Source organism: Pleomorphomonas carboxyditropha (genome assembly GCF_002770725.1).
GTDB lineage: Bacteria > Pseudomonadota > Alphaproteobacteria > Rhizobiales > Pleomorphomonadaceae > Pleomorphomonas > Pleomorphomonas carboxyditropha.
On sequence record NZ_NQVN01000005.1, the window covers coordinates 95003 to 116578 of the forward strand.

A 21576-nucleotide genomic window follows, 5' to 3' on the forward strand; every position below is an offset into this window, starting at 1 on the left:
TTGGGACCTTTCCTCAGAGACGCTCGCGCCAGATTTCGATGGCCTTGGCGACGCCGGCGATGATCGCCTGCGGCCGGGGCGGACAGCCGGGCACGTTGACGTCGATCGGAATGTACTGGTCGATCGGCGCCAGCACGGCGTAGCTCTCGCGGAAGATGCCGCCGGAGATCGGACAGACGCCGACCGCCACCGTCACCTTCGGGTCGGGGATCTCCTCGTACATGCGCAGCACGGCATCCTTGACGCGGACGGTGAGCGGACCGGAGATCAGCACGATGTCGGCGTGCTTGGGGCTGCCGCAGTACTGGCAGCCGAGACGCTCGATGTCATAGCGGGGAATCAGCGCGGTGGTTGCCATCTCCACGTCGCAGCCGTTGCAGGAGCCGGCGTTGATCCGGTAGATCCAGGGCGAGCGCGTGGCGATCTTCTTGAAATCGGGTATCAGGCCCATCTAGCCCTCCTCAGACCACGACGACGACCGCAAGGCTCGCCACGGCGAGCAGCAGGGGCCACTTCAGGAAAAACACGAAGGCCTGGTCGATGCGCATGCGGCCCATGGACAGGCGGACCGCGGTGATGCCGACCAGCATCAGCACCGCCATCTTGATCAGCCACACCAGGAAGCCGCCGACGATGCCGGCCGGCGCCGCCGGGAAGAACAGGGCGATGCCCAGGCTGAGCACCACCACCTTCTTCAGCGCCGACATGATCTTGAACAGCGCCAGCACCGGGCCCGAGTATTCGAGCAGCGGGCCTTCCAGCACTTCGGTCTCGGCCTCCGGAATGTCGAAGGGCACGATGCCGAGGTTGGCCGGATAGAAGAAGCAGAAGGCGGCGACCGCCGGCCACATCACCGGGTCGAACAGGAAGGAGCCGTGGGCCTGCTGGTAGGCGATGATGTCGTTCAGCGAGAAGGTGGCCCAGCCGCCGAGCCCCAAGCCGGTGCGGATGGCGACGGCGGCGGCGATCAGCACCAGCGGGCCCTCGTAGGCGATCATCAGGGCCATCTCGCGCGAGAAGCCGATGGCGCCGTAGGGCGAGCCGGAGGCCGAGCCGGCGATCATCAGCACGATGCCGGGGATCATCAGCAGGTAGAGCAGCACCAGGAGGTTGCCGATGGCGGCATCCGGCGCATAGACCGAGGTGATCGGCACCAGGGCGGCGGCGATCAGCATCGAGACGACGCCGACCAGCGGCGTGTAGAGGAACACCGTCTCGTTGGCGGCGGCCGGCACCATGGTGCGCTTGAAGCCGAGCTTGACGATGTCGAAGAACGGCTGCAGCAACGGCGGGCCGACGCGGCTCTGCAGGCGGGCGGCGACGCGGCGGTCGACACCCTTCATGGCAAGGCCGAACACGAGGGCGAACACTCCACCTGGGAAGAGGAGCACCGCCAGCAAGATAGCGATCTGGTTGGACATTTTCTCTCCTCCCCCGTCAGTGCTGCTCGTTGGCCTTGGCGGGCTTGCCCGCCAGGAGGCCGCGGATGGCAGCGGTCGGGGACTCGAACAGGTTGGCGGTGCCGACACGGCCGCCGGCTTCCGGACGGAAGTCGTCGGGTGTGGCGCCGGCGAAGTGCAGGCCGCTCTTCTGGACGCCGCGGTGGGCGAGACGCATCCAGGGGATGAATACCGCCGCGACGATCAACACCAGGAGGCTGAGGGCGAGCGGGCTCCAGCCACCGGCGCCCGGCAGCGGGCCGAAGATCGAGGCGTCGATCGGGGTGAGGCCGAGTTCGGTCTGCATCTTGGCGATCGGCACCAGGGCGAGGCCCGGGAAGAAGCCGAGCAGCACGCTCGCTCCCACCAGCACGCCCATCGGCAGCAGCATGGACAGCGGCGCTTCCTCGGCCGCGAGGGCCTTCTGCGTCGGCGCGCCCATGAAGGCGGCGTGGGCGAACTTCAGCACGGCGGCCAGCGTGAACAGCGACGACAGCATGGCGCCGGCGCCGAGCGCCCAATGGCCGCTCTCGAAGGCCGCGGAGAAGATCATCCACTTCGAGGAGAAGCCGTTGAGCGGCGGCACGCCGGCCAGCGACAGGCCGGCGAACAGGAAGAAGCCGAAGGTGATCGGCATCTTGCGGCCGAGGCCACCCAGTTCGTCGAGCTGGCTGGCATGGCTCTTGACCATGACGGCGCCGGCCACCAGGAACAGCGTGTCCTTCAGGAACATGTGATTGACGAAGTGGAACAGGCCGCCGGCGACGCCGAGCGAGGTGCCGAGGCAGAGCGCCATCAGCACGTAGCCGAGCTGGCTGACGGTGGAGTAGATCAGCAGGAGCTTGATGCCGTTCTGAACCACCGCCATGGCGCCGGCGTAGACGACGGTGATGCCGGCGATGACGGCGATGATGTCGATCAGCGCCGGAACGCCGCCGATCTCGCCGCCGAGGCGCAGGAACACCGCGCTGCCGCCGAACAGGCTGAACAGCTTCAAGACGCCCCACGGACCCGACTTCAGCAGCACCGCCGAGATGTAGCCGGAGACCGGCGTCGGCGCGAGGGCCGGGTGCATCTGCACGTCGATGCGGACGGGCAGCATGGCGGCCTTCATGACGAGGCCGATGAACACCGGGATGATGCCGATGGCCAGCGTGGCGAGCGGCATGTCGAGCGCCTTCTGGCCGATCTCGACGAGATCGAAGGTGCCGGCATGGGCGGCGAGCGCCGCGACGCCCAGGAACATGAAGGAGGCGCCGATGGTGTTGAAGAAGAAGTACTTGAAGCCTTCCCTCCGCGCCTCGTCGTTCTCCTCGTGGATGATGGCGGCCCACAGCGCCCAGCTCGACATCAGCTCCCAGAAGCCGAAGAAGGTGAAGATGTCTTTCGCCGCCGTCATGCCCAAGAGGCCGGCGATCATGATGCCGAAGGCGGCGAAGAAACGCGGCTGGGCGTGGTTGTGGGCGAGATAGGCGGTGGCGTGCAGCATGTTGAGCGCGCCGACGCCGGCGATCAGCACCGCGAACCAGAAGGACAGCGTGTCGTAGGCCGGCGCGGTGAAGATCACCGCCAGGAAGGCGGCGACCAGCACCGCCACGGCGAGCCAGCCGGCCTGCTCGACCGACTTGCGGCCGACGAGCCAGACCGCCACGGCGCCGAGGAAGGCGATGGTGGCGGGCAGCGTCCAGCTCATGACCAGCGACGGCAGCGCCGCTGCGGCAAGACCGCCGCGGGCAGCCACCTCGGCGCCGACGGCACCGACGAGGTCGAGCTGGAAGGACGGTACGAAACCGCCGAAGATGATGGCGGCGGCGAGGACGCCGACGGCGATCAGCATGGGAAGCGGCGCTTCCTTGACGCCGGCCTCGCCCTTCCACGGACGGAAGAACAGCATGCCGACGACGCGGAGATAGTAGACGACGGCGATGATGCCGCCGACCAGCAGGCCGATGGCCACTTCATAGTGGCCGGCCTCGGCCGCCGCGTAGACCATCAGGAACTTCGAGACGAAGCCCGAGAAGGGCGGCAGGCCCATGATCGACACGGTGGCGAGCGCGTAGCAGCCGGCGGTGAACGGCATGACGCGGCCGACGCCGGCGAGGTCGGCGATGTTGCGCCGGCCGGTCTGCATGATGAAGGCGCCGGCGGCGAAGAACAGCAGCGTCTTCATCACCGCGTGGTTGGTGACGTGCAAGAGGCTGGCGTCGGTGGCGAGCGCCGTGCCGATGCCGAGCACCGCGACGATCTCGCCGACCTGGGCGAGCGTCGAGAAGGCCAGCATCCGCTTGATCTCGGTCTCGAACAGGGCGCGGATCTCGCCGTAGAGCAGCGTGATCAGGCCGAGGCCGATCAGCACCACCTCGAGGCTGAGGCCCCAGCCGGTGAAGGTGGAGAGCGCCGGCACGCCGATGACGATGAACAGCACCTTGACGAGGCCGAACACGCCGGCCTTGGTCAGGATGCCGGACAGCGGACCGGAGATCGACGACGGCGCCGCCGGATGGGCGATCGGCAGCCAGCTATGCACCGGCCAGACGCCCGCCTTCACCGCGAAGCCGGCGAAGAAGCACAGCGCGATGACGAGGCCGGCGACCGGCGAGATGGTGCCGACCTTGTCGGCCAGCGCCGCGAACTCGAACGAGCCGATCTCGGCGTGCGTCAGCAGGATGCCGAAGTGCATCAGGTAGGCGCCGGAGGCGCACATCATGAAATAGATGAGGCCGGCGCGCAGCGACTTCTGGTTCTGCTCGTGGATGACCAGGAAGTAGGAGGTCCAGGTCATCAGTTCCCAGTAGACGTAGAAGTTGCCCATCTCGTGCGCGGTGGTGAGGCCGAGCAGCGAGCCGATCATCAGGAAGGCGAAGAAATAGTAGCGGTTGGTCCACTCGGCGCGGGCCATGTAGCCGACCGAGTAGACGATCATCACGGCGGTGATGCCGGCGAATACCAGCGCGAAGACGCGCGAGGCCGGATCGAGGCTCGTATCGAACACCACCAGGGCCAGCGTCGCGACGGCGAGGATCACGGCGCCGATGTCGCGGGCGCGGGTCGAGACGTGGCCGAGGCCGTAGATCGCGAAACCGCCGATATAGGGAACGAGGACAAGCAGCGCCCAAGGCGACTCGAATTCGGGCACGCCGCTGGCGGCGCCGGCCAGCGCTTCCGCCGCGTGCTGGAAGGGCAGCGGGAACACCGAGATCAGCGCGGTGACGGCGGCGAGCGCCCAGGCGATCGGCAGGGCGAGAGCCGGCGCGTCTTTGAGCTCGACGCGGCGCGCCGGATGCTCGAGGCAGACGCGCTGGATCACCACCAGGTAATAGTAGGCGGCGACGATCGAGGCGGCGGTGCCGACGAGCGCGATGGCCCAGTGGCCCTGCTCGATGGCGGCGTAGAGCACCAGGAACTTGGAGAAGGATCCCTTGAACGGCGACAGGCCCATCACCGAGAACATGCCGAAGCCGAACAGCGTCGCGGCGACCGGCATGCGGTGGCCGGAGCCGGCGAGGTCGTCGAGGCGCGACGAGCCGGTGCGGCGGATGATGTACCAGCCGGCGGCGACGACGAGGCCGCGCATGATGATCTGATAGCCGAAATGCATGTAGGCGCCGGTCAGGCCGGCTTCACCGCCGAGGCCGATACCGATCAGGATGTAGCCGATCTCGGCGATGGTCGACCAGACGACCACGCGCACCAGGCTCGGCAGACTCATGAGGGCGGCGACTTCGCCGAAGAACAGGAAGATCGCGCCCATCCAGGCCAGCGCCATCGGGTCGATCTGAGTGAGGGAGAGCATGAGAGGAGATCCTTCCGCAGACATGCATCTTGGCTGTCATGGATGACGTTAATCGGAGCATCCACTAGGGTATGTCGGCTAGCCGACATATACGCATTCGCACGACGACGATGCTTTGGTATTGGAAGTAAAAATGATTTTTACATTCATGTTATTATGAGGCTATAAAGTCATGAAAAATCAGTCGTATACGCCTGAACGGTGTCCATGCGGAGCCTCGGCGGGGGAACTTTCTAAAGGATTTAGCCGTCCGTTTCGGCCGATTTTCTAAGTAGTATGTCCGATACAGCTTTGTGCATCCCGGCCATGCAGAATCCAAGGGATTCCCGCTAGTTGCGAGCGATTTGCAGAAAGCGGCGCAAAAACCGCCCTTTCGTGGCCAAGTATTTCCTCTACGCCCGCGAATGGGATAGAGAACAAACGGCACCCGAAAGGAATAGGCGATGCACGAAACGGCGGTGGTCGAGGGGCTGATGCGCATCCTAACCGAGCATGCCCGGCAGAACGGCGTCGACCGGGTCGTCGCCGTGCGTCTGAAGATCGGCAAGCTGCGCGGCATCGACAGCCGGCAGATCCGCCTGGCCTTCGAGATATTCGCCGAAGGCACGCTGGCCGAGGGTGCGCGGCTCGATATCGACGAGGTCGGCGTGACCGCGAAATGCCGGACCTGCGGCACCGTATTCGAGGTGGAGAAATACCGCTTCGTCTGCTCGGGCTGCGGCGGCTCGGATGCCGACGTGCTGACAGGACGCGAACTCTACATCGAGAGCTTCGAAGCGGCGAAGACCTGAGAGACCGTTTGGAAATTCTACTCCGGCGGTCGTCCAGCTCGACTTTCTGTGCTTCCGGTGCTCACGAACAGGAAGTTCGCTCCGCTCCGGTTCTCGAAAGCCGCGCCAGCCGACTCCCCGGAGCGAATTTCGAAACGGTCTCTGAGCGCCGGTCAGGAGCGGCCCAGCGCCTGCCGCCGCTCGGCGAGGCGGTCGACGATCCATTGCGTCCAGGCATCGAGGCCGGCGCCCTTCTTGGCCGACACTTCGATGACCGGGCCGGGGCCATGGACGCGGCCGACGGCGGCGCGGGCGCGCTCGGTCGAGAATTCCTCGATGGCCGGCAGCAGGTCGGTCTTGGTGATCAGCACCAGCTCGGCCTTGCGGAAGATCACCGGATACTTGTCGGGCTTGTCGTCGCCCTCGGTCACCGACAGCAGCACCACGTCGTGATGCTGGCCGACGTCGAAGTCGGCGGGGCAGACGAGGTTGCCGACATTCTCGACGAACAGCACGTCGATGTCGTCGAGGTCGAGCACGTGCAGCGCGTCCTGGATCATCACCGCGTCGAGATGACAGGTGACGCCGGTGGTGATCTGCACCGCCGGCACGCCGTGGCGGCGGATGCGGTCGGCGTCGTTCTCGGTCTCGAGATCGCCCTCGACGACGGCGACGCGGATGCCCTTGGGCAGCGCGGCGATGGTCGCCTCGAGAAGCTGCGTCTTGCCCGAGCCGGGCGACGACATCAGGTTGATCGACAGCACGCCGTGGGCGTCGAGATGCTCGCGGACGTGGGCGGCGATCCGGTCGTTCTCCGACAGGAGGTTCTCGACGACGGGAATGGTGGTGGTGGCGGTCTTGTCGCCGCAGCCGCAGGCGCTGCACATGGGATGGAACTCCAGAAAAGGGCGGTCAGCGGACGTCGGCGAGCTCGCGGCGCAGGCGGCCGAGATCGGAGATCACCATCGAGCCGCCGCCGAAGCGGTAGAGGATGCCCGAGCGCACCAGCTCGGCGATGACGGTGGAGACCGACTGCCGCGTGGCGCCGATCTGCATGGCGAAATCCTCGGCGTTGGGCAGGTGGTCGATGACGATGCCTTCCTCGGCCGGACGGCCGATCCGGTCGGCGGTGTCGCAGAGCACGCGGATGAGGCGATGCTTGACGCCGTGGAAGGCGATGTCCTCGATCATGCGGATCGACTTCTGCGCCAGGCGGTCGAGGGCCGGCAGCACGGCGAGCGCCAGTTCCGGCTCGGCGAGCACCAGCTGGCGCAGGACGGCGGGCGAGGCGAGCACGACGTCGGCGGCGGTGCGCACCTCCAGCATGGCGCCGCCGTGCAGGTAGATGGCGTCGCCGGCCTCGAGCAAATAGAGCGTCAGCTCCTTGCCCTCGAAGGAGGTGAAGCAGCGCAGCCGGCCGGACCGGACGATCAAGAGGTCGCCGTCGGCAGTTTCGTCGCCGCCATAGACGATCTGGCCGGCGCGCATCGAACGCTGGCTGAACAGGCGGCCGTGGCCATCCTTCAGGAGACGTTCGATGATGGCGCTCAGCGGATTGTCGGTGTGCATCGGCTTTCCAGGGGTACCGGCTTGAAGTGTTCGCTTCGGGTCAGTTTATCATATGGGAAATTACGTGTTCGTTGTTAATGAGAATAGGCCAAAGCGGGTCAACTTTTCAAGTTTGGCTATATCCTTCAAGACGTTGGTTTTTTATGGTCTGGGTTGCCATATTTGCATGGTAAGTGTCGCAAGGTCTTCGCACTTCCGGCCGACTTATACTTTGGTCGCGATTGGCGGCCGGACGGCCCCGCGCAGGGTGAACAGGATGTAGCCCAGGAAGGCGATGGCCCAGCTCCAGCGGGCCAGCGGAATCAGCCTGTCGTAGAACTCGAAATCCAGGGCGGCGCCGACCCGGGCGACGGCGGCGCCGGCGATCGCCACGTAGATGACGTCGGCGAGCAGCGACGGCATCAGCGATCGCTTGTCCTTCTTGCGGACGATGGAGGTGGCGATGCCGATGGCCAGCGTCGCGAGGCCGCCGACCGCGAAGGCGTGGATGACGGCGAAGGGCGAGATGCCGGCGACGCCGAGATCCATCAGCGCCAGCAGGAGAAAGGCGACACGTTTCCACAGGAGGCCGACCGCCAGGATGACGCAGCCGGCATAGGGCCTGATGCGCCAGGGCTGGATATGGACGAGCCAGGCCATGCCGAACAGGAAGGCGGCGAGCGCCGGCCAGCCGGCGTTCCAGCCGAGCCCCCAGAGGGCGAGCGCCAGAACGGTGAAGGCGCGCTGCGGCAGGGCGATGAGGGCCGGGACGGGCGTCAGCTTCGGATAGCCGGCGCGCTCGCGGGCCACCGCCAGCACGGCGACGCCGATGCGGTTCGACACCTCGATGCAGATCAGCACGATGACGGCGAGGCCGGCCATGGTGGCGCCGGACCAGCCGTGCAGGAAGGCGGCGATGCCGATCAGCGCATGCAGCGCGGCGAGGCCGAGAATCGGCAGCGTCTCCGCCGTCTTGCCGGACGGGGTGGTGGAGAGCAGCAGCGCGACGCCGGACAGCGTCGCCAGGGCGCGCAGCACACCGCCCATCTCGAGGCCGACGCAGCCCCAGAGAAAGGCGGCGGCGTGGGCGGCGAGCACCGCCCAGAGCACCGGCGCCGGGGTGATCGGCTTGCCGATCCAGCGCGGCAGCGCCACGGTCAGGAAGCCGAACAACTGGATGCCGAAGAAGCCGAAGATCAGCTCGTTCGGATGGGTGGCGATGTCGCCGATCCCCGGGCCGATCGCCCGGAGCGCCGTCAGCGCCGCCAGCACGAAGGCGACGCGGAACGGGTCGGGCCTCGTCATGCCATTTCCACGCGGGCGCTCCCCGGCTGACCGCGCGTGAAGCCGTCGACGAGTTCGCCGGGGAGGTCGAGCGCCTTCAGCGCGGCGAGCGTCTCGGCCCGGTCGGCCCGGCCGTCGAGCAGCGCCCGGTAGAGGCGGCTGACCGCAACCATGTCGGTGGTGTGCGGCGAGAGCCGCAGGCGGCGGACGCCGAGCCTGGCGAGATCGTCCGGCGTCGGGCAGAAGGCCTCGACGCCGTTCGACAGCGTCTGGATGCCGTTGATGGCCAGGAAGCGCTGGCCGTCCAGCGTGTCGACGGGCAGGCCGTCCGGATCGCGGTCGCAGACGAACTGGCAGCCGTCCTTGTGCAGGCCGTGCAGGCGGGCGTGATAGCAGCGGCCGGACAGCGCCAGCGGCAGGCGGCCGAAGGCGAACAGCTCGAATTCCACCTCGGGCAACGCGGCGGCAATGATCGCGACCGAGGCGATCGGCAGCTCCACCGGCAGGCAGATGCCGGTGGCGCCGCGGCCGGCCAGGAAGCGGGCGGCGCCTTCGTTGTAGACGTTGACGAACGGGCCGACCACGAACGGCTTGCCGGCAACGGTCGGCAGGGCGGTGAGGTCGTTGATCTCGGCGAGTTCGCCGGCCCGGCAGAAGTCGATGACCGCCTTGCGCTCGCGCGGATTGTAGGGGAGGGCGAGCGTCGACAGCACGACCTGCTTGCCGGCCGCCTGAAGGCGCTCGATCAGCTCCGGCCACAGGCCATCGGTGAAAGGCTGTCGCTTGCCGCAGACCACCTCGCCGAGATGGACGCGGTCGACCTCCGCCTCGTCGGCGATGCGGGCGTAGAAATCGCGCAGGCGGTCGGCCGACCAGTTGAAGAGAACGGGGCCGAGGGTGAGGCCGGTCTTGGTCATCTCAATCGACTTTTCTGTTCCGGGCATCAGCGCCAGGCCTTCTTGTAGGCGCCCGAGGTCTGGCGGCCGCCCTCGACGAGGCCGGCGAGCAGACGCCCGACCTCGACCTCGGTGCCGCCGGCGTCGATCGCCTCGACGGCGGCGCGGAAGGTGCGGACCACTTCCGTGACGTAGCCCTTGCCGCGCTGGCGGCCTTCGATCTTCAGCGCCGTGATGCCGGCCTTGGCCAGCGCGGCGATGAGGCTCGCCGCGTTGAGGCTGACCGGGTCCTCGAACAGATAGGAGGTCTTGCCGCCGGCCATGAAGCGGCCCTTGCAGAGCGTCGGATAGCCGGCCTGCTCGCCGGCGCCGAAGCGGTCGATGGTGAAGCCGTTGAGGCGGGTCGCCGTGCCGTTCCGGTCCTCGGAATAGGCGACGTGCTCGGGCGGCGAACAGACGCCGGTGAGGTTGGGCGACTTGCCGGTGGCGTAGGACGACAGCGAGCAGCGCCCTTCGGTCATCGGGCAGAGGCCGCCGAACACGAAGGCTTCGGTCTCGACGTCGATCGCCGCGTTGAGCTTGGCGATCTCCTCCACGGAGAGGACGCGCGGCATGACGACGCGCTTGACGCCGAAGGTGTCGGCATAGAAGGCGATCGCCTCGGGCGTCGCGGCGGCGGCCTGGACGGAAAGGTGCAGGCGCAGGTCGGGATGATGGGTCGCCGCGTGGTCGAGCACCGCGAGGTCGGCGAGAATCACCGCGTCGGCGCCGGCCTTCTCGGCGTTGGCGAGCGCCGCCTTCCAGGCGTCCATGGCGCCGGCCTTGGCGAAGGTGTTGATGGCCACCAGCACCTTGGCGCCGTGCGCATGGGCGAAACGGATGCCCTCGACGAGTTCGTCGGGCGAGAAGTTGAGGCCGGGGAAGTTGCGGGCGTTGGTCTCGTCGCGGAAGCCGCAGTAGACCGAATGGGCGCCCGCCTCGACGGCGGCGCGCAACGCCGCCGGCGTGCCGGCCGGGCAGACCAGTTCCAAGCTCATGACGGCTCTCCCGGAATGGGCGAGCCGGTGAAGCGACGGGCAAGGCCGAGGCCGCCGATCACCGAGCGGTCGACCAGCTTGCCGAGGCCACCGGTGGCGCCGACGAAGTCGGCCGGCGTCAGCTCGGCGTCCTCGATGGCGTTGCGGAGGGCCACCAGCGCGTCGGTGCGGCCGGATACGGCGATGGCGCGGTTGAAGAACAGGGCGTCGCCGTCGAAGGTGCCGTCGAGCAGGCCGAGGAGCACGAGGAGCGGGCCGCGCACCGTCACGTCGGCGGTCTGGCCGGCCCGGCGCCTCAGGCATTTCACCTCGGCGCGGGTTCCGTCGGGCACCATCAGGAAGCTGATGTCGAGGTCGGACGGCTCGATCAGGAACGAGCATTTGCCATAGTCGCCCAGCCGGTCGAAGACGGCCGGCTTGCGGCGGGCGAATCGGCGGACGGCCAGCGTCAGGGCCGGTCCGAGCGGCAGGAAACCGGCCGGCGCCGCCAGGATGCGGAGAAGTCTGGGCAATTCGCCCCGGAAATGTTCGGCCATCGCAATATCCATTTCGAAGACGGCGAGCTTAGGACAGTCCGCCGCTCATGTTTTTGTCATAACGCAAAGACGTACCGCTTTTTAGCATGGCAGCCTATCGGATTGGCGAAAGGGTGTTATGTCTCTGGCGAGAATGAGCAACGCGGGGCGCTTTATACCCCTCTCTCCAACTCTCCCCCACAAGGGGGGAGAGGGTTCGTCGAGGCAAATATCCAGAGCCGAGAGTCGTCTTCAGTTCTGGAAAGAACCAATCGGAGCCCTCTCCCTCTTGTGGGGGAGAGTTGGAGAGAGGGGTGAGGCCGAAGGCCTTCCGTGTCGCACCTGGTGAAAAAGGTCGGAAAAGTCGAAATGTTCAGCCGCAGCCTGCCGCGTTTTCCCGATCTCGCCAGCTTTCTCGCCTTCCTGGAGACAAAAGGCGACGTCCGCGACGTGGCGGCGTCGGTCGATATGCGTCTCGAAGTGACGGAGATCCACCGGCGGGTGATCGCGGCCGGTGGGCCGGTGCTGCGCTTTTCGGCGCCCACCGTCGGCGGCCGGCCGTCGGCGATGCCGGTGGTCGCCAACCTGTTCGGCACGCGGGCGCGGGTTGCCGCCGGTCTCGGCACCGACGAGGCCGGCCTTGGCCGGCTCGGCCGCATGATGGCTTTCCTGCGCTCACCGAAGCCGCCGCGCTCGCTCGGCGAGGCCACCAGCCTGTGGCCGGTGGCGCGGGCGACGCTCAACGCCCGGCCGAAGATCGTCGGCGATCGCGGCCGCTGGCGCGACCTTCCCGTCGATCTCGCGGCGCTGCCGATCCAGACCTGCTGGCCGGGCGACGCCGGCCCGCTGATCACCTGGCCGCTGGTGGTCACCCGGCCGCCCGGCGCCGACGACCTCAACGCCTATAACCTCGGCGTCTACCGCATGCAGGTGCTCGACGGAACGAGCGCCATCATGCGCTGGCTGCCGATGCGCGGCGGCGCCCAGCACCATCGGCAATGGCTGAAAGCCGGCGAGACCATGCCGGTGGCGGTGGTGATCGGCGCCGATCCGGCTACCATCCTCGCCGCCGTCATGCCGGCGCCGGAAGGGGTGACGGAACTGTCGCTGGCCGGCCTGATCGCCGGCAGCCGCCTTCCCGTCGCGCCCTGCCGCACCATTCCGCTGCATGTGCCGGCCTCGGCCGAGATCGTCCTCGAAGGCATGATCACCGCCGGCGACATGGCGATGGAGGGACCGTTCGGCGACCACACCGGCTATTACAATCCGCCCGAGCCGCATGCGGTGTTCCGCCTCACCGCCGTCCGGGCGCGCGAGGGCGCGCCTTACCTCACCACCTTCACCGGCCGGGCGCCGGACGAACCGGCGGTGATGGGCGACGCGCTGGCCGAGGTGTTCAAGCCGCTGCTGATGGAAGCCATTCCGGAGATCCGCGACCTGTGGCTGCCGCCGGAGACCTGCTCCTACCGTGTCGCCGTCATCGCCATCGACAAGCGTTTCGCCGGCCAGGCGCGGCGGGTGATGATGGGCTTCTGGTCGCTGTTGCCGCAGTTTACCATGACCAAGATGGTGATCGTCGTCGACGACGACATCGACGTGCGCTCGTGGTCCGATGTGATGTGGGCGGTGGCGACGCGCGCCGACCCGGCCCGCGACACGCTGGTGCTCAATCGCACGCCGATGGACCATCTCGATTTCGCCTCGCCGCTCGAGGGACTCGGTGGCAAGATCGGCATCGACGCCACCAACAAGATCGGCGCCGAGACCAGCCGCCAATGGGGCCGGGTGATGACCATGGATGAGACTGTGAAAAAGTCAGTCGATGCCCGTTGGACCGAGCTGTTCGGAGCGGCGCCATGAGGGTCGTCGTCGGCATCAGCGGCGCCTCGGGCGCCGCGCTCGGCCGCGAGGTGCTGCGCCAGCTCGGCGCGGCCAACGTCGAGACGCATCTCGTCGTCACCGCCGGCGGCGAGCGCACGATTGCGCACGAGCTGGGGCCGGACGGCCTTGCCGAGGTGCGGCGGCTCGCCACCTTCGTGCACGACATCGACGATCTCGGCGCCTCGATCGCCTCCGGCTCGTTCGGCGCCGAGGCGATGGCGGTGGCGCCCTGCTCGATGCGGACGCTGTCGGCGCTCGCCCATGGCTTCGGCGACAACCTGTTGACGCGGGCCGGCGACGTGATGCTGAAGGAGCGGCGGCGGCTGGTGCTGCTGCCGCGCGAGGCGCCGCTCACCGAGGCGCATCTCAAGTCGATGCTGATGCTCACCCGCATGGGCGCCATGGTGGCGCCGCCGGTGCCGCCCTTCTATGCCAAGCCCGAGACCATCGACGACATGATCCGCGAGATGGCGGCGCGGGTGGTTTCCTGGCTCGGCGTCGATCCCGGCGAGGCGCTGACGCGCTGGCAGGGACTGTGAGCCCTTGTCAGTTCGCATTTCTGCGGGTATAGCCCTTGTCATGACCACGACGTCCGACATCTCGCGCTTCATCTCCGCCGAGGGCACCGCCCCCGGGGATCGCGCACGGATGCTCGGCTCGCTGCTTCGTCTCGGCCTTATCAGCGGTTGCCGGGTCCAGTGAGGGAGCGCCCGGCGGCCGATAGCCCGCCGCTGGCCATGAGCTCTCTCGTTCTCAACCCATCGCATGACCAATTGCGCCTTACGCCGCCTATCGACGTCGCTGGAACGACGCGGCCGGCCCGAGGCGCCAGCCAGAGACGAGTGACAGCATCATGACCGATATGAGCCGCGACCGGGTAGGCATGCCCAACGCGTCCGCTAAATACCGCCCTTTTTCGCCCATCAACCTCAGCGATCGCACCTGGCCGGGCAAGGCGATCGACAAGGCGCCGATCTGGTGCTCGGTCGACCTCAGGGACGGCAACCAGGCGCTGGTCGATCCCATGGGCCACGATCGCAAGGCCCACATGTTCCGCCTGCTCCTGGAGATGGGCTTCAAGGAGATCGAGGTCGGCTTTCCGTCGGCCTCGCAGACCGATTTCGACTTCGCCCGCTGGTGCGTCGAAGAGGGCGGCGCGCCGGATGACGTGTCGCTGCAGGTGCTGGTGCAGTGCCGGCCGGAGCTGATCGTCCGCACCTTCGAGGCGTTGCAAGGCGCCAGGCAGCCGATCGTCCATTTCTACAATTCGACCAGCAGCCTGCAGCGGCGGGTGGTGTTCGGCAAGGACGTCGCGGGCATCAAGCAGATCGCCGTCGACGGCGCCAAGCTGATCGCCGACATGGCGGCCAAGGCCGGTGGCGGCTTCCGCTTCGAGTATTCGCCGGAGAGCTTCACCGGCACCGAGCTGGAGGTGGCGCTGGAGATCTCCAACGCGGTGATCGAGGTGATCGATCCGACGCCCGACAACAAGCTGATCCTCAACCTGCCGTCGACCGTCGAGATGGCGACGCCCAACGTCTACGCCGACCAGATCGAATGGATGAGCCGCAACGTCGACCGGCGCGACTCGGTGCTGATCTCGCTGCATCCGCACAACGATCGCGGCACCGGCGTCGCCGCCGCCGAGCTGGCGCTGATGGCCGGCGCCGACCGCGTCGAGGGCACGCTGTTCGGCAACGGCGAGCGCACCGGCAACGTCGATGTCGTCACCATGGCGCTCAACATGTTCACGCAAGGCGTCGATCCCGGCCTCGACTGCTCGAACATCGAGCGCATCCGCGACGTGTTCGAATATTCCAACCAGATGAAGGTGCCCGAGCGGCATCCTTACGTCGGCGAACTGGTCTACACCGCCTTCTCCGGCTCGCACCAGGACGCCATCAACAAGGGCCTCAAGGCCATGAAGGCGTCGAACACCGGCGTCTGGGAAGTGCCCTACCTGCCAATCGATCCGCAGGACGTCGGCCGCTCCTACGAGGCGATCATCCGCATCAACTCGCAGTCGGGCAAGGGCGGCATCGCCTACCTGATGCAGAACGACCACGGCATCAACCTGCCGCGCGCCCTGCAGGTGGAGTTCCGCGAGGACATCCAGGCGATCACCGACCGCGAGGGCCGCGAGCTCAGCTCGCAGCGCATCTACGAGCGCTTCATGCAGCTCTACGTCGACCAGCCGGCGGGGCGGCTCAAGTTCGTCGACCACCACACCTACCCCGATCCTGAGGTAAAGGGTCAGCGCATCTGCGTCGCCGAGATCGTCGACGGCGGCGTTCCGCGCACCATCGAGGGCCACGGCAACGGCCCGATCGACGGCTTCGTGCATGCGCTGTCGGTCCATATCGGCATCCCCATATCGGTGGCCGACTATTCCGAGCATTCGCTGCAGCAGGGGTCGGACGCCTCGGCCATCGCCTATGTCGAGCTGAAGCATCCCGGCGGCAAACTCAACGGCGTCGGCATCAACACCAACATCGTCACGGCGTCGCTCTCCGCCGTGGTGTCGGCGGTCAACCGGGTGCTGGAACTCAACGCCGGCTGATCCGGCGGAATCGCGACGAAACACGCTCCCGGTCCGGCGACCGGGGGCTTTTCGATGCCTGCCCGGCGAACTTGACTTTCGCCGTCCGCCACGTGCAAGCATGGCCCATGCCGCTTCCCGACGATCTCGCGAACTGCCTTGTGCTCAACACCGTTGCGGCGGCGCGCGCGCTGGTCCGCCGCTACGATGCCAAGCTGAAGCCGTTCGGGGTCACGGTGCAGCAATTCTCGCTGCTCGCCGCCATCCGCTACAACCCCGGCGCCACGGCGGCGGCGCTGTCGTCCCGCATCCATCTCGACCGCACCAGCCTGATCCGCAACCTCGACCGGCTCGAACTGAAGGGTCTGGCGCGGCGGGTGGACGGTTCCGGCGGCAACATGCGGGTCAGCCAACTCACCGACGAAGGCGATGCCCTGCTCGATCGCCTGCTCGTCGAATGGCAGGCGGCCCAGGCCGGTCTGATGCGCGGCAGTTCGCCGGAGGAGACCGCAGCCTATCTCAAGATCAGCCGGCGGTTCTCCCGCTGACGACGGCGACGGGTTGTTTGTCATGCCGATAGTGTATATGCACTGTGCTGGTACACATGGAGGCGGACATGCAGGAGCCGATCGTCGTGACGGGCATGGGAGCGGTGTCGCCGCTCGGTGCCGGCGTTGAAACCAACTGGCGGCGCCTGGTCGCCGGCGACAGCGGCATCGGAAGGAACGATCGCTTCGACACCGAGGGCTGGAAATGTCGTATCGCCGGCCTGGTTCCCGGCCGTGACGCGCCGGGCGGCTTCGATCCCGAGGCGGTCATGGACCCGCGGGACCTGCGCCGCACCGACCTGTTCATCCACTACGCCATGGCGGCGGCGTCGGAAGCGCTCGGCCAGGCGGGCTGGCATCCGGAAGCCGAGGCCGAACGGACGCGCACGGCGACGGTGATCGCCACCGGCGTCGGCGGCGTGCCGGCGATCACGGCGGCCAGCGAAACCGTGCGGACCGACGGCGTTCGCCGGTTGTCGCCCTTCGTGGTGCCGTCCTTCCTGCCCAATCTCGCCGCCGGACAGGTGACGATCCGCTTCGGCTTCCGCGGGCCGTCGGGTGCGCCGGTCACCGCCTGCGCCGCCTCGGCCCAGGCGATCGGTGACGCCGTGCGCCTGATCCGCAATGGCGAGGCGGACATCGCGCTGTGCGGCGGCAGCGAGGGCTGCGTCGATCCGGTGGCCATCGGCGGCTTCACGGCGGCCAAGGCGCTGTCGTTCAACTTCAACGACGAGCCATGGCGGGCGTCGCGGCCGTTCGACGCCGACCATGACGGTTTCGTGCTGTCGGAGGGCGCGGCGGCGCTGGTGATCGAGCGGCTGTCGCATGCCGAGGCGCGCGGGGCGACGCCGTTGGCCATCGTGGCGGGTTACGGCACCACCACCGACGCCCATCACGTCACCGCCGGCTGGCCGGACGGCCGGGAAGCGGCGCGCGCCATGCGGCTGGCGCTCGGCATGGCCGGCGTCGAGCCCGATGCCATCGGCTATGTCAACGCGCATGCCACCTCGACGCCGGTCGGCGACGCGGCGGAGCTCGCCGCCCTTGCGGCGGTGTTCGGTCCGGGCGGCGGTGGCGTGCCGGTCAGCTCCACCAAGTCGGCGACCGGCCACATGCTGGGGGCGGCCGGCGCCATCGAGGCGATCTTTTCGGTCCTGGCGCTGCGTCACCAGATCTTGCCGCCGGGCCTCAACATCGAGCGGCCGATGGCCGAGGCCGACGGCTTCGACCTGATCGGCTCCGCTGCCCGCCCCGCCGCCGTCGACCACGTGCTGTCCAACGCCTTCGGCTTCGGCGGCGTCAACGCGGCGCTGGTGTTTTCCCGCTTTCGCTGACCGATTGCGCGAAAAAAACGGGCGGCAGGTCGCCCCGCCGCCCGGCTTTCAATCCTCGAAAAGCGCCTGATCAGTAGATCATGGTGCTCATCTTGATCTCGCCCCAGATCTCCTTGACCGTCAGTTCCAGCTCGGCCTTGCGGTCGGTGTAGAAGGTGTGCAGGAGGTGGTGCGCCTTCTCCGAGTTCGGCGAACCCAGGAAGTCGCGGTAGAGGGCCTTGACCTGCTCGTTGTTGTGCGACTGGCGCACCTTGGCCTTGCGGTCGATGCCGAACATCGTCTCGCGCCGCTTGAGGGCATAGGGCAGGTACTGCTTCTTGGAGCGCAGCGTGCCGCCGCCGTCGACGCAGCCGCCGGGGCAGGCCATGATCTCGATGAAGTCGAAGTCGGCCTCGCCGGCCTTGATCGCCTCCATCAGGGCGCGCGTCTCGCCGAGGCCATGGGCCATGGCGATCTTCACTTCGCCGATGTTGCCGCCGAGATCGACGGTGGCCGAGCGGACGCCCTCGAAGCCGCGCAGCTGGGTCAGCTCGATCTGATCGAGCTCCTTGCCGTTGACGACCTTGTAGACGGTCCTGAGCGCCGCTTCCATGACGCCGCCGGTGGTGCCGAAGATGACGCCGGCGCCGGTGTACTCGCTCATGTAGGGGTTGTCGAAGGTCGACGGCTCGATGGTGTTGAGATCGAGGCCTTCGCGCTTCAAGAGGCGCGCGAACTCGCGCGTCGTCAGCACGACGTCGACGTTCGGCATGTCGTCGTCACCGAGCTGCGGCCGGACGATCTCGTCCTTCTTGGCCGTGCAGGGCATGATGGAGATGACGCGGATCTTCTTCGGATCGAGCCCCATCTTGACCGGCAGGTAGCTCTTGGCGATGGCACCGACGACCGCCTGCGGCGAGCGGGTGGACGACAGGAGCGGCAGCAGCTCGGGATAGTGGACCTCGGCGAAGTTGATCCAGGCCGGGCAGCAGGAGGTGATGGTCGGCCGCTTGCGCTCGCCGAGGCGATGCAGAAGCTCGGTGCCTTCCTCCATGATCACCACGTCGGCGCCGAAGTTGGTGTCGAGCACGATGTCGACGCCGAGCTTGCGCGAGGCGGCGATGATCTGCCCCTCGACGTTGGTGCCCGGCGGCATGCCGAATTCCTCGCCGAAGCCGACGCGGATGGCCGGCGCGAACTGCAGGACGGTGGTGATTTCCGGATCGTAGATATAGTCGAGGACGCGATCGGTCTCGTCCTTTTCGGCGAGCGCGCCGGTCGGGCAGACCAGGACGCACTGGCCGCAGGTGACGCAGGTGGAGTCCTTCTGGTTCTTGCCGTGGCGCAGGCCGACGGCCGTGTTGAGGCCGGTGCCGGTGATGACCAGCGCGTCGACTTCCTGGTAGTTGCGGCAGACCGCGACGCAGCGCTGGCAGCGGATGCACTTGGTCATGTCGCGGACCATGGCCGGCGACGAGTGGTCGATCTCGCGGGCGGCGACGCGGATCGGGTCGAAGAAGCGGTTCTCCTTGAGGCCGACGAACTGCGCGACGTCCTGCAACTCGCAGGAGCCGTGGCGGATGCAGGTGGCGCAGTCCTGCAGGTGGTCGGCCATCAGGAGCTCGACCTGCAGCTTCTGCATGTCGCGCACCTTCTTGGTGCGCGTCTCGATGGCGAGGCCTTCCTTCACCGGCGTGTTGCAGGCCGTCACCATGTGGGTGCTGGCCTGGCCGGGCATCTGGATCTCGACGAGGCAGACGCGGCAGGTGCCGGGCGTGTGGTCGATGTCGGCCAGCTCGCACAGCGTCGGAATGTAGAAGTCATGCCGGCGGGCGGCCGAGAGAATCGTCTCGTTCGGATAGGCCGTGACGGCCTTGCCATTGATCTTGAAGCCGATGGTGGCTTCGGCGCCGACGGGGATGAGGGTTTCGACGTTGCACATGGTCTCACGCCGCTCCTTCGGGGATGGAGTGTTCGGTGATCACGGAATAGATGCGGTAGCAGCGCATGCAGCGCATGGACTCCTTGTAGGCGTCCTCCGAGCTGATGATCTGCTCGACTTCCCCGAACATGGTCTTGCGCACTTCCGGCGACAGTTCCGGATGGTGGACGCGATACTCGTTCTTGACCGGCACTTCGATGCAGTCGTTGGAGAACAGCTTGTTGTTCTCCAGGATCTTGCGCATGCGCGAGCGCGGGAAGAAGCGGGTCGAGCCCCGCCGCAGGTAGTCGTCGATGTTGCGGGCGGCCTTGAGGCCGTCGGCCATGGCGGCGATCAGCGTCGACGGGCCGAGGTAGCAGTCGCCGCCGGCGAACACGCCCGGCCGCGAGGTGGCGAGCGTTTCCTTGTTGGCGACCACCCAGTTCCACTTGCTCATCTCGACGCCGTCCTGGGGCTTGACCGAGCCGGTGTCGACCTGCTGGCCGATGGCGGCGATCACCACCGAGCAGGGCATGACGTATTCGCTGCCGGGGATCGGCCGCACGTTGCGGCGACCCTTGGCGTCCATCTCCGTCTGCTCCATCTTGGTCAGCCTGACGCCGGTGACCCTGCCGTCCTCCGAGATGATGGCCAGCGGGTTGGTCAGCACGTGGAACTCGATGCCCTCGTCATGGGCGGCCACGACCTCCTCGCGGTCGGCCGGCATGTCGGCCTCGGTGCGGCGGTAGACCAGGTGAACCTTCTTGGCGCCCATGCGGATGGCCGAGCGGACGCAGTCCATGGCGACGTTGCCGCCGCCGACCACCACCACTTCGCCGTCGATCTCATGCTTCTTGATGCCGGCCACGTGGTCGTGGACCTTGAGCAGGAAGCCGACGCCGGACTCGTAGCCCGCGAGGCTGGTGTCCTCGTTGTCGCAGCCCATCTTGGTGCCTTCCTGGCAGCCGAGGGCGAGGAACACCGACTTGTAGCCGCGCTTGAACAGGTCGTCGACCGAGAAGTCGCTGCCGAGGCGCTGGTTGAAGAAGAAGCGGCCGCCGAGCTTGGTGATGGCGTTCATCTCGTTGAGCAGAACGTCCTTCGGCAGGCGGTAGGACGGGATGCCGATGGCGGCCATGCCGCCCATCTCGCCCTGCGCCTCGTAGACGTCGACGTGGTAGCCGCGCATCAACAGGTGATAGGCGCAGGAGACGCCGGCCGGGCCGGCGCCGACGACGGCGACGCGCTGGTCTTCCGGCAGGATGTTGGCGATCATGTCCTTGGAGAACACCAGCGGATGCGGGCCGGTCTGGTATTCGGCGACGTAGCGCTTGAGAATCTTGATGCCGACCGCCTCGTCGACCATCTTGCGCCGACAGGCCGCCTCGCAGAAGCGGACGCAGACGCGGCTGCAGGTGGCGGCCATCGGATATTTCTGCAGGATGACGCCGAGCGAATGCTCGGGCTTGCCGTCGCGGATATAGTCGATGTAGCGGGGGACATTGACCTTGGACGGACAGGCCTCGATGCAGGGCGCCGTCATGTAGCTCATGGCATGCTGCCGACGGGCCGGCTCGTGCTTGGCGAGCTCGGCCTCGAACTCGTCGCGGAAGGCGGCGATGGCCTTGCCGAGGGCGGTGCCGCAGGACTGGCCGAGACCGCAGAGCGAGGTGGCGCGCATCTGCTCGGCCATGGTGGCGATCTCGTCGAGGCCGAGATCGGCCTCGAGGCCACGGCGCATGGCGCCGAGAGCGTCGCGCACCAGAACGGTGCCCATGCGGCAGGGCGTGCACTTGCCGCAGGACTCCTCGGCCGCCTTGCTGAGATACTGCCAGAAGGTGTCGATGAGGTTGACGTTCTCATCGAAGACGAAGAAGCCGCGATCGGCCACGAAGGCGCGGATCGGGTTGTCGTCGTCGAAGACCTCGAAATCCTTGAGGTCGGGAGGCGTCGCGCCCTCCACGGCCTTTCCCTGGCGATAATCGTGGACGACACCGTCCCACACGCCATAAATAACCTGTGCCATGCTCCATCCCCACTTTGGTTGGGCGTTCCCCGGCAAGTCTGTCACAGGCGAGCGACCCTCGGGGAA

The 21576-nt window shown here is 67.3% G+C and carries 18 protein-coding genes; 7 read left to right on the top strand and 11 right to left on the bottom strand.

Annotation, left to right across the window (positions count from 1 at the left end):
- Positions 1–13: 13 nt before the first annotated feature.
- Genes CJ014_RS10655 through CJ014_RS10665 form a run of 3 tightly spaced genes read right to left on the bottom strand, consistent with a single transcriptional unit; the run spans position 14 to position 5232 of the window.
- Positions 14–451, bottom strand: a complete 438-nt coding sequence (locus CJ014_RS10655) for an NADH-quinone oxidoreductase subunit B family protein (RefSeq protein ID WP_100080462.1) — start codon at positions 449–451, stop codon at positions 14–16.
- Between the two features lie 10 nt (positions 452–461).
- Positions 462–1421: a respiratory chain complex I subunit 1 family protein gene (locus CJ014_RS10660; protein ID WP_100080463.1), complete on the bottom strand. Its 960-nt coding sequence runs from the start codon at positions 1419–1421 to the stop codon at positions 462–464.
- 16 nt (positions 1422–1437) lie between these two features.
- Complete coding sequence (locus tag CJ014_RS10665) at positions 1438–5232, bottom strand: proton-conducting transporter transmembrane domain-containing protein (RefSeq protein WP_100080464.1); 3795 nt, start codon at positions 5230–5232, stop codon at positions 1438–1440.
- Between the two features lie 443 nt (positions 5233–5675).
- Here CJ014_RS10665 and hypA point away from each other — a divergent pair, with 443 nt between their 5' ends.
- The gene (gene hypA, locus CJ014_RS10670; RefSeq protein ID WP_100080465.1) at positions 5676–6023 is read left to right on the top strand and encodes a hydrogenase maturation nickel metallochaperone HypA; all 348 of its coding nucleotides are present in this window, start codon (positions 5676–5678) and stop codon (positions 6021–6023) included.
- Positions 6024–6175: 152 nt separating this feature from the next.
- Here hypA and hypB read toward each other — a convergent pair whose 3' ends face one another.
- The 6 genes from hypB to ubiT all read right to left on the bottom strand — a co-directional run bounded on the left by hypB (position 6176) and on the right by ubiT (position 11303).
- Positions 6176–6889 (bottom strand): hydrogenase nickel incorporation protein HypB, encoded by a 714-nt coding sequence (gene hypB / locus CJ014_RS10675; RefSeq protein WP_100080466.1) that lies wholly within the window; start codon positions 6887–6889, stop codon positions 6176–6178.
- Positions 6890–6914: 25 nt separating this feature from the next.
- Positions 6915–7571: a Crp/Fnr family transcriptional regulator gene (locus CJ014_RS10680; protein ID WP_100080467.1), complete on the bottom strand. Its 657-nt coding sequence runs from the start codon at positions 7569–7571 to the stop codon at positions 6915–6917.
- A gap of 204 nt (positions 7572–7775) precedes the next feature.
- Positions 7776–8855, bottom strand: coding sequence for an NnrS family protein (locus CJ014_RS10685; protein WP_100080468.1), 1080 nt, complete (start codon positions 8853–8855; stop codon positions 7776–7778).
- Complete coding sequence (gene ubiV, locus CJ014_RS10690; RefSeq protein WP_100080469.1) at positions 8852–9751, bottom strand: ubiquinone anaerobic biosynthesis protein UbiV; 900 nt, start codon at positions 9749–9751, stop codon at positions 8852–8854. The genes CJ014_RS10685 and ubiV overlap by 4 nt, the downstream gene beginning before the upstream one ends.
- A gap of 26 nt (positions 9752–9777) precedes the next feature.
- Positions 9778–10767: a ubiquinone anaerobic biosynthesis protein UbiU gene (ubiU, locus tag CJ014_RS10695; protein WP_100080470.1), complete on the bottom strand. Its 990-nt coding sequence runs from the start codon at positions 10765–10767 to the stop codon at positions 9778–9780.
- The gene (ubiT, locus tag CJ014_RS10700) at positions 10764–11303 is read right to left on the bottom strand and encodes a ubiquinone anaerobic biosynthesis accessory factor UbiT (RefSeq protein WP_100080471.1); all 540 of its coding nucleotides are present in this window, start codon (positions 11301–11303) and stop codon (positions 10764–10766) included. Before ubiT ends, ubiU begins: the two co-directional genes overlap by 4 nt.
- A gap of 348 nt (positions 11304–11651) precedes the next feature.
- On the opposite strand from ubiT, the gene CJ014_RS10705 reads away from it, so the two are divergent.
- From CJ014_RS10705 to fabF, 6 genes are all read left to right on the top strand, one after another.
- Positions 11652–13142 carry a UbiD family decarboxylase gene (locus CJ014_RS10705; RefSeq protein ID WP_100080472.1) on the top strand — a complete coding sequence of 497 codons (1491 nt, stop codon included), beginning with the start codon at positions 11652–11654 and terminating at the stop codon, positions 13140–13142.
- Positions 13139–13702: a UbiX family flavin prenyltransferase gene (locus CJ014_RS10710; protein ID WP_100080473.1), complete on the top strand. Its 564-nt coding sequence runs from the start codon at positions 13139–13141 to the stop codon at positions 13700–13702. Before CJ014_RS10705 ends, CJ014_RS10710 begins: the two co-directional genes overlap by 4 nt.
- Before the next feature lie 40 nt (positions 13703–13742).
- Complete coding sequence (locus CJ014_RS28295) at positions 13743–13865, top strand: hypothetical protein (protein ID WP_280952336.1); 123 nt, start codon at positions 13743–13745, stop codon at positions 13863–13865.
- Between the two features lie 151 nt (positions 13866–14016).
- The gene (leuA, locus tag CJ014_RS10715; protein ID WP_100080474.1) at positions 14017–15723 is read left to right on the top strand and encodes a 2-isopropylmalate synthase; all 1707 of its coding nucleotides are present in this window, start codon (positions 14017–14019) and stop codon (positions 15721–15723) included.
- A 107-nt stretch (positions 15724–15830) separates the two neighbouring features.
- Positions 15831–16250, top strand: a complete 420-nt coding sequence (locus tag CJ014_RS10720; protein WP_100080475.1) for a MarR family winged helix-turn-helix transcriptional regulator — start codon at positions 15831–15833, stop codon at positions 16248–16250.
- A gap of 68 nt (positions 16251–16318) precedes the next feature.
- A complete protein-coding gene (fabF, locus tag CJ014_RS10725) occupies positions 16319–17584 on the top strand; it encodes a beta-ketoacyl-ACP synthase II (RefSeq protein ID WP_100080568.1) in 1266 nt (421 codons plus the stop codon).
- Between the two features lie 70 nt (positions 17585–17654).
- Here the strand turns inward: fabF and CJ014_RS10730 are convergent, their stop codons facing one another.
- Both CJ014_RS10730 and CJ014_RS10735 read right to left on the bottom strand, forming a co-directional pair.
- Positions 17655–19505, bottom strand: a complete 1851-nt coding sequence (locus CJ014_RS10730) for a [FeFe] hydrogenase, group A (RefSeq protein ID WP_100080476.1) — start codon at positions 19503–19505, stop codon at positions 17655–17657.
- 4 nt (positions 19506–19509) lie between these two features.
- Complete coding sequence (locus CJ014_RS10735) at positions 19510–21510, bottom strand: FAD-dependent oxidoreductase (RefSeq protein ID WP_100080477.1); 2001 nt, start codon at positions 21508–21510, stop codon at positions 19510–19512.
- Positions 21511–21576 lie beyond the last annotated feature (66 nt).

Coding starts and splice junctions, on each gene's coding strand:
- CJ014_RS10655 (WP_100080462.1), bottom strand. CDS start 451: ATGGGCCTGATACCCGATTTCAAGAAGATCGCCACGCGCTCGCCCTGG.
- CJ014_RS10660 (WP_100080463.1), bottom strand. CDS start 1,421: ATGTCCAACCAGATCGCTATCTTGCTGGCGGTGCTCCTCTTCCCAGGT.
- CJ014_RS10665 (WP_100080464.1), bottom strand. CDS start 5,232: ATGCTCTCCCTCACTCAGATCGACCCGATGGCGCTGGCCTGGATGGGC.
- hypA (WP_100080465.1), top strand. CDS start 5,676: ATGCACGAAACGGCGGTGGTCGAGGGGCTGATGCGCATCCTAACCGAG.
- hypB (WP_100080466.1), bottom strand. CDS start 6,889: ATGTGCAGCGCCTGCGGCTGCGGCGACAAGACCGCCACCACCACCATT.
- CJ014_RS10680 (WP_100080467.1), bottom strand. CDS start 7,571: ATGCACACCGACAATCCGCTGAGCGCCATCATCGAACGTCTCCTGAAG.
- CJ014_RS10685 (WP_100080468.1), bottom strand. CDS start 8,855: ATGACGAGGCCCGACCCGTTCCGCGTCGCCTTCGTGCTGGCGGCGCTG.
- ubiV (WP_100080469.1), bottom strand. CDS start 9,751: ATGACCAAGACCGGCCTCACCCTCGGCCCCGTTCTCTTCAACTGGTCG.
- ubiU (WP_100080470.1), bottom strand. CDS start 10,767: ATGAGCTTGGAACTGGTCTGCCCGGCCGGCACGCCGGCGGCGTTGCGC.
- ubiT (WP_100080471.1), bottom strand. CDS start 11,303: ATGGCCGAACATTTCCGGGGCGAATTGCCCAGACTTCTCCGCATCCTG.
- CJ014_RS10705 (WP_100080472.1), top strand. CDS start 11,652: ATGTTCAGCCGCAGCCTGCCGCGTTTTCCCGATCTCGCCAGCTTTCTC.
- CJ014_RS10710 (WP_100080473.1), top strand. CDS start 13,139: ATGAGGGTCGTCGTCGGCATCAGCGGCGCCTCGGGCGCCGCGCTCGGC.
- CJ014_RS28295 (WP_280952336.1), top strand. CDS start 13,743: ATGACCACGACGTCCGACATCTCGCGCTTCATCTCCGCCGAGGGCACC.
- leuA (WP_100080474.1), top strand. CDS start 14,017: ATGACCGATATGAGCCGCGACCGGGTAGGCATGCCCAACGCGTCCGCT.
- CJ014_RS10720 (WP_100080475.1), top strand. CDS start 15,831: ATGCCGCTTCCCGACGATCTCGCGAACTGCCTTGTGCTCAACACCGTT.
- fabF (WP_100080568.1), top strand. CDS start 16,319: ATGCAGGAGCCGATCGTCGTGACGGGCATGGGAGCGGTGTCGCCGCTC.
- CJ014_RS10730 (WP_100080476.1), bottom strand. CDS start 19,505: ATGTGCAACGTCGAAACCCTCATCCCCGTCGGCGCCGAAGCCACCATC.
- CJ014_RS10735 (WP_100080477.1), bottom strand. CDS start 21,510: ATGGCACAGGTTATTTATGGCGTGTGGGACGGTGTCGTCCACGATTAT.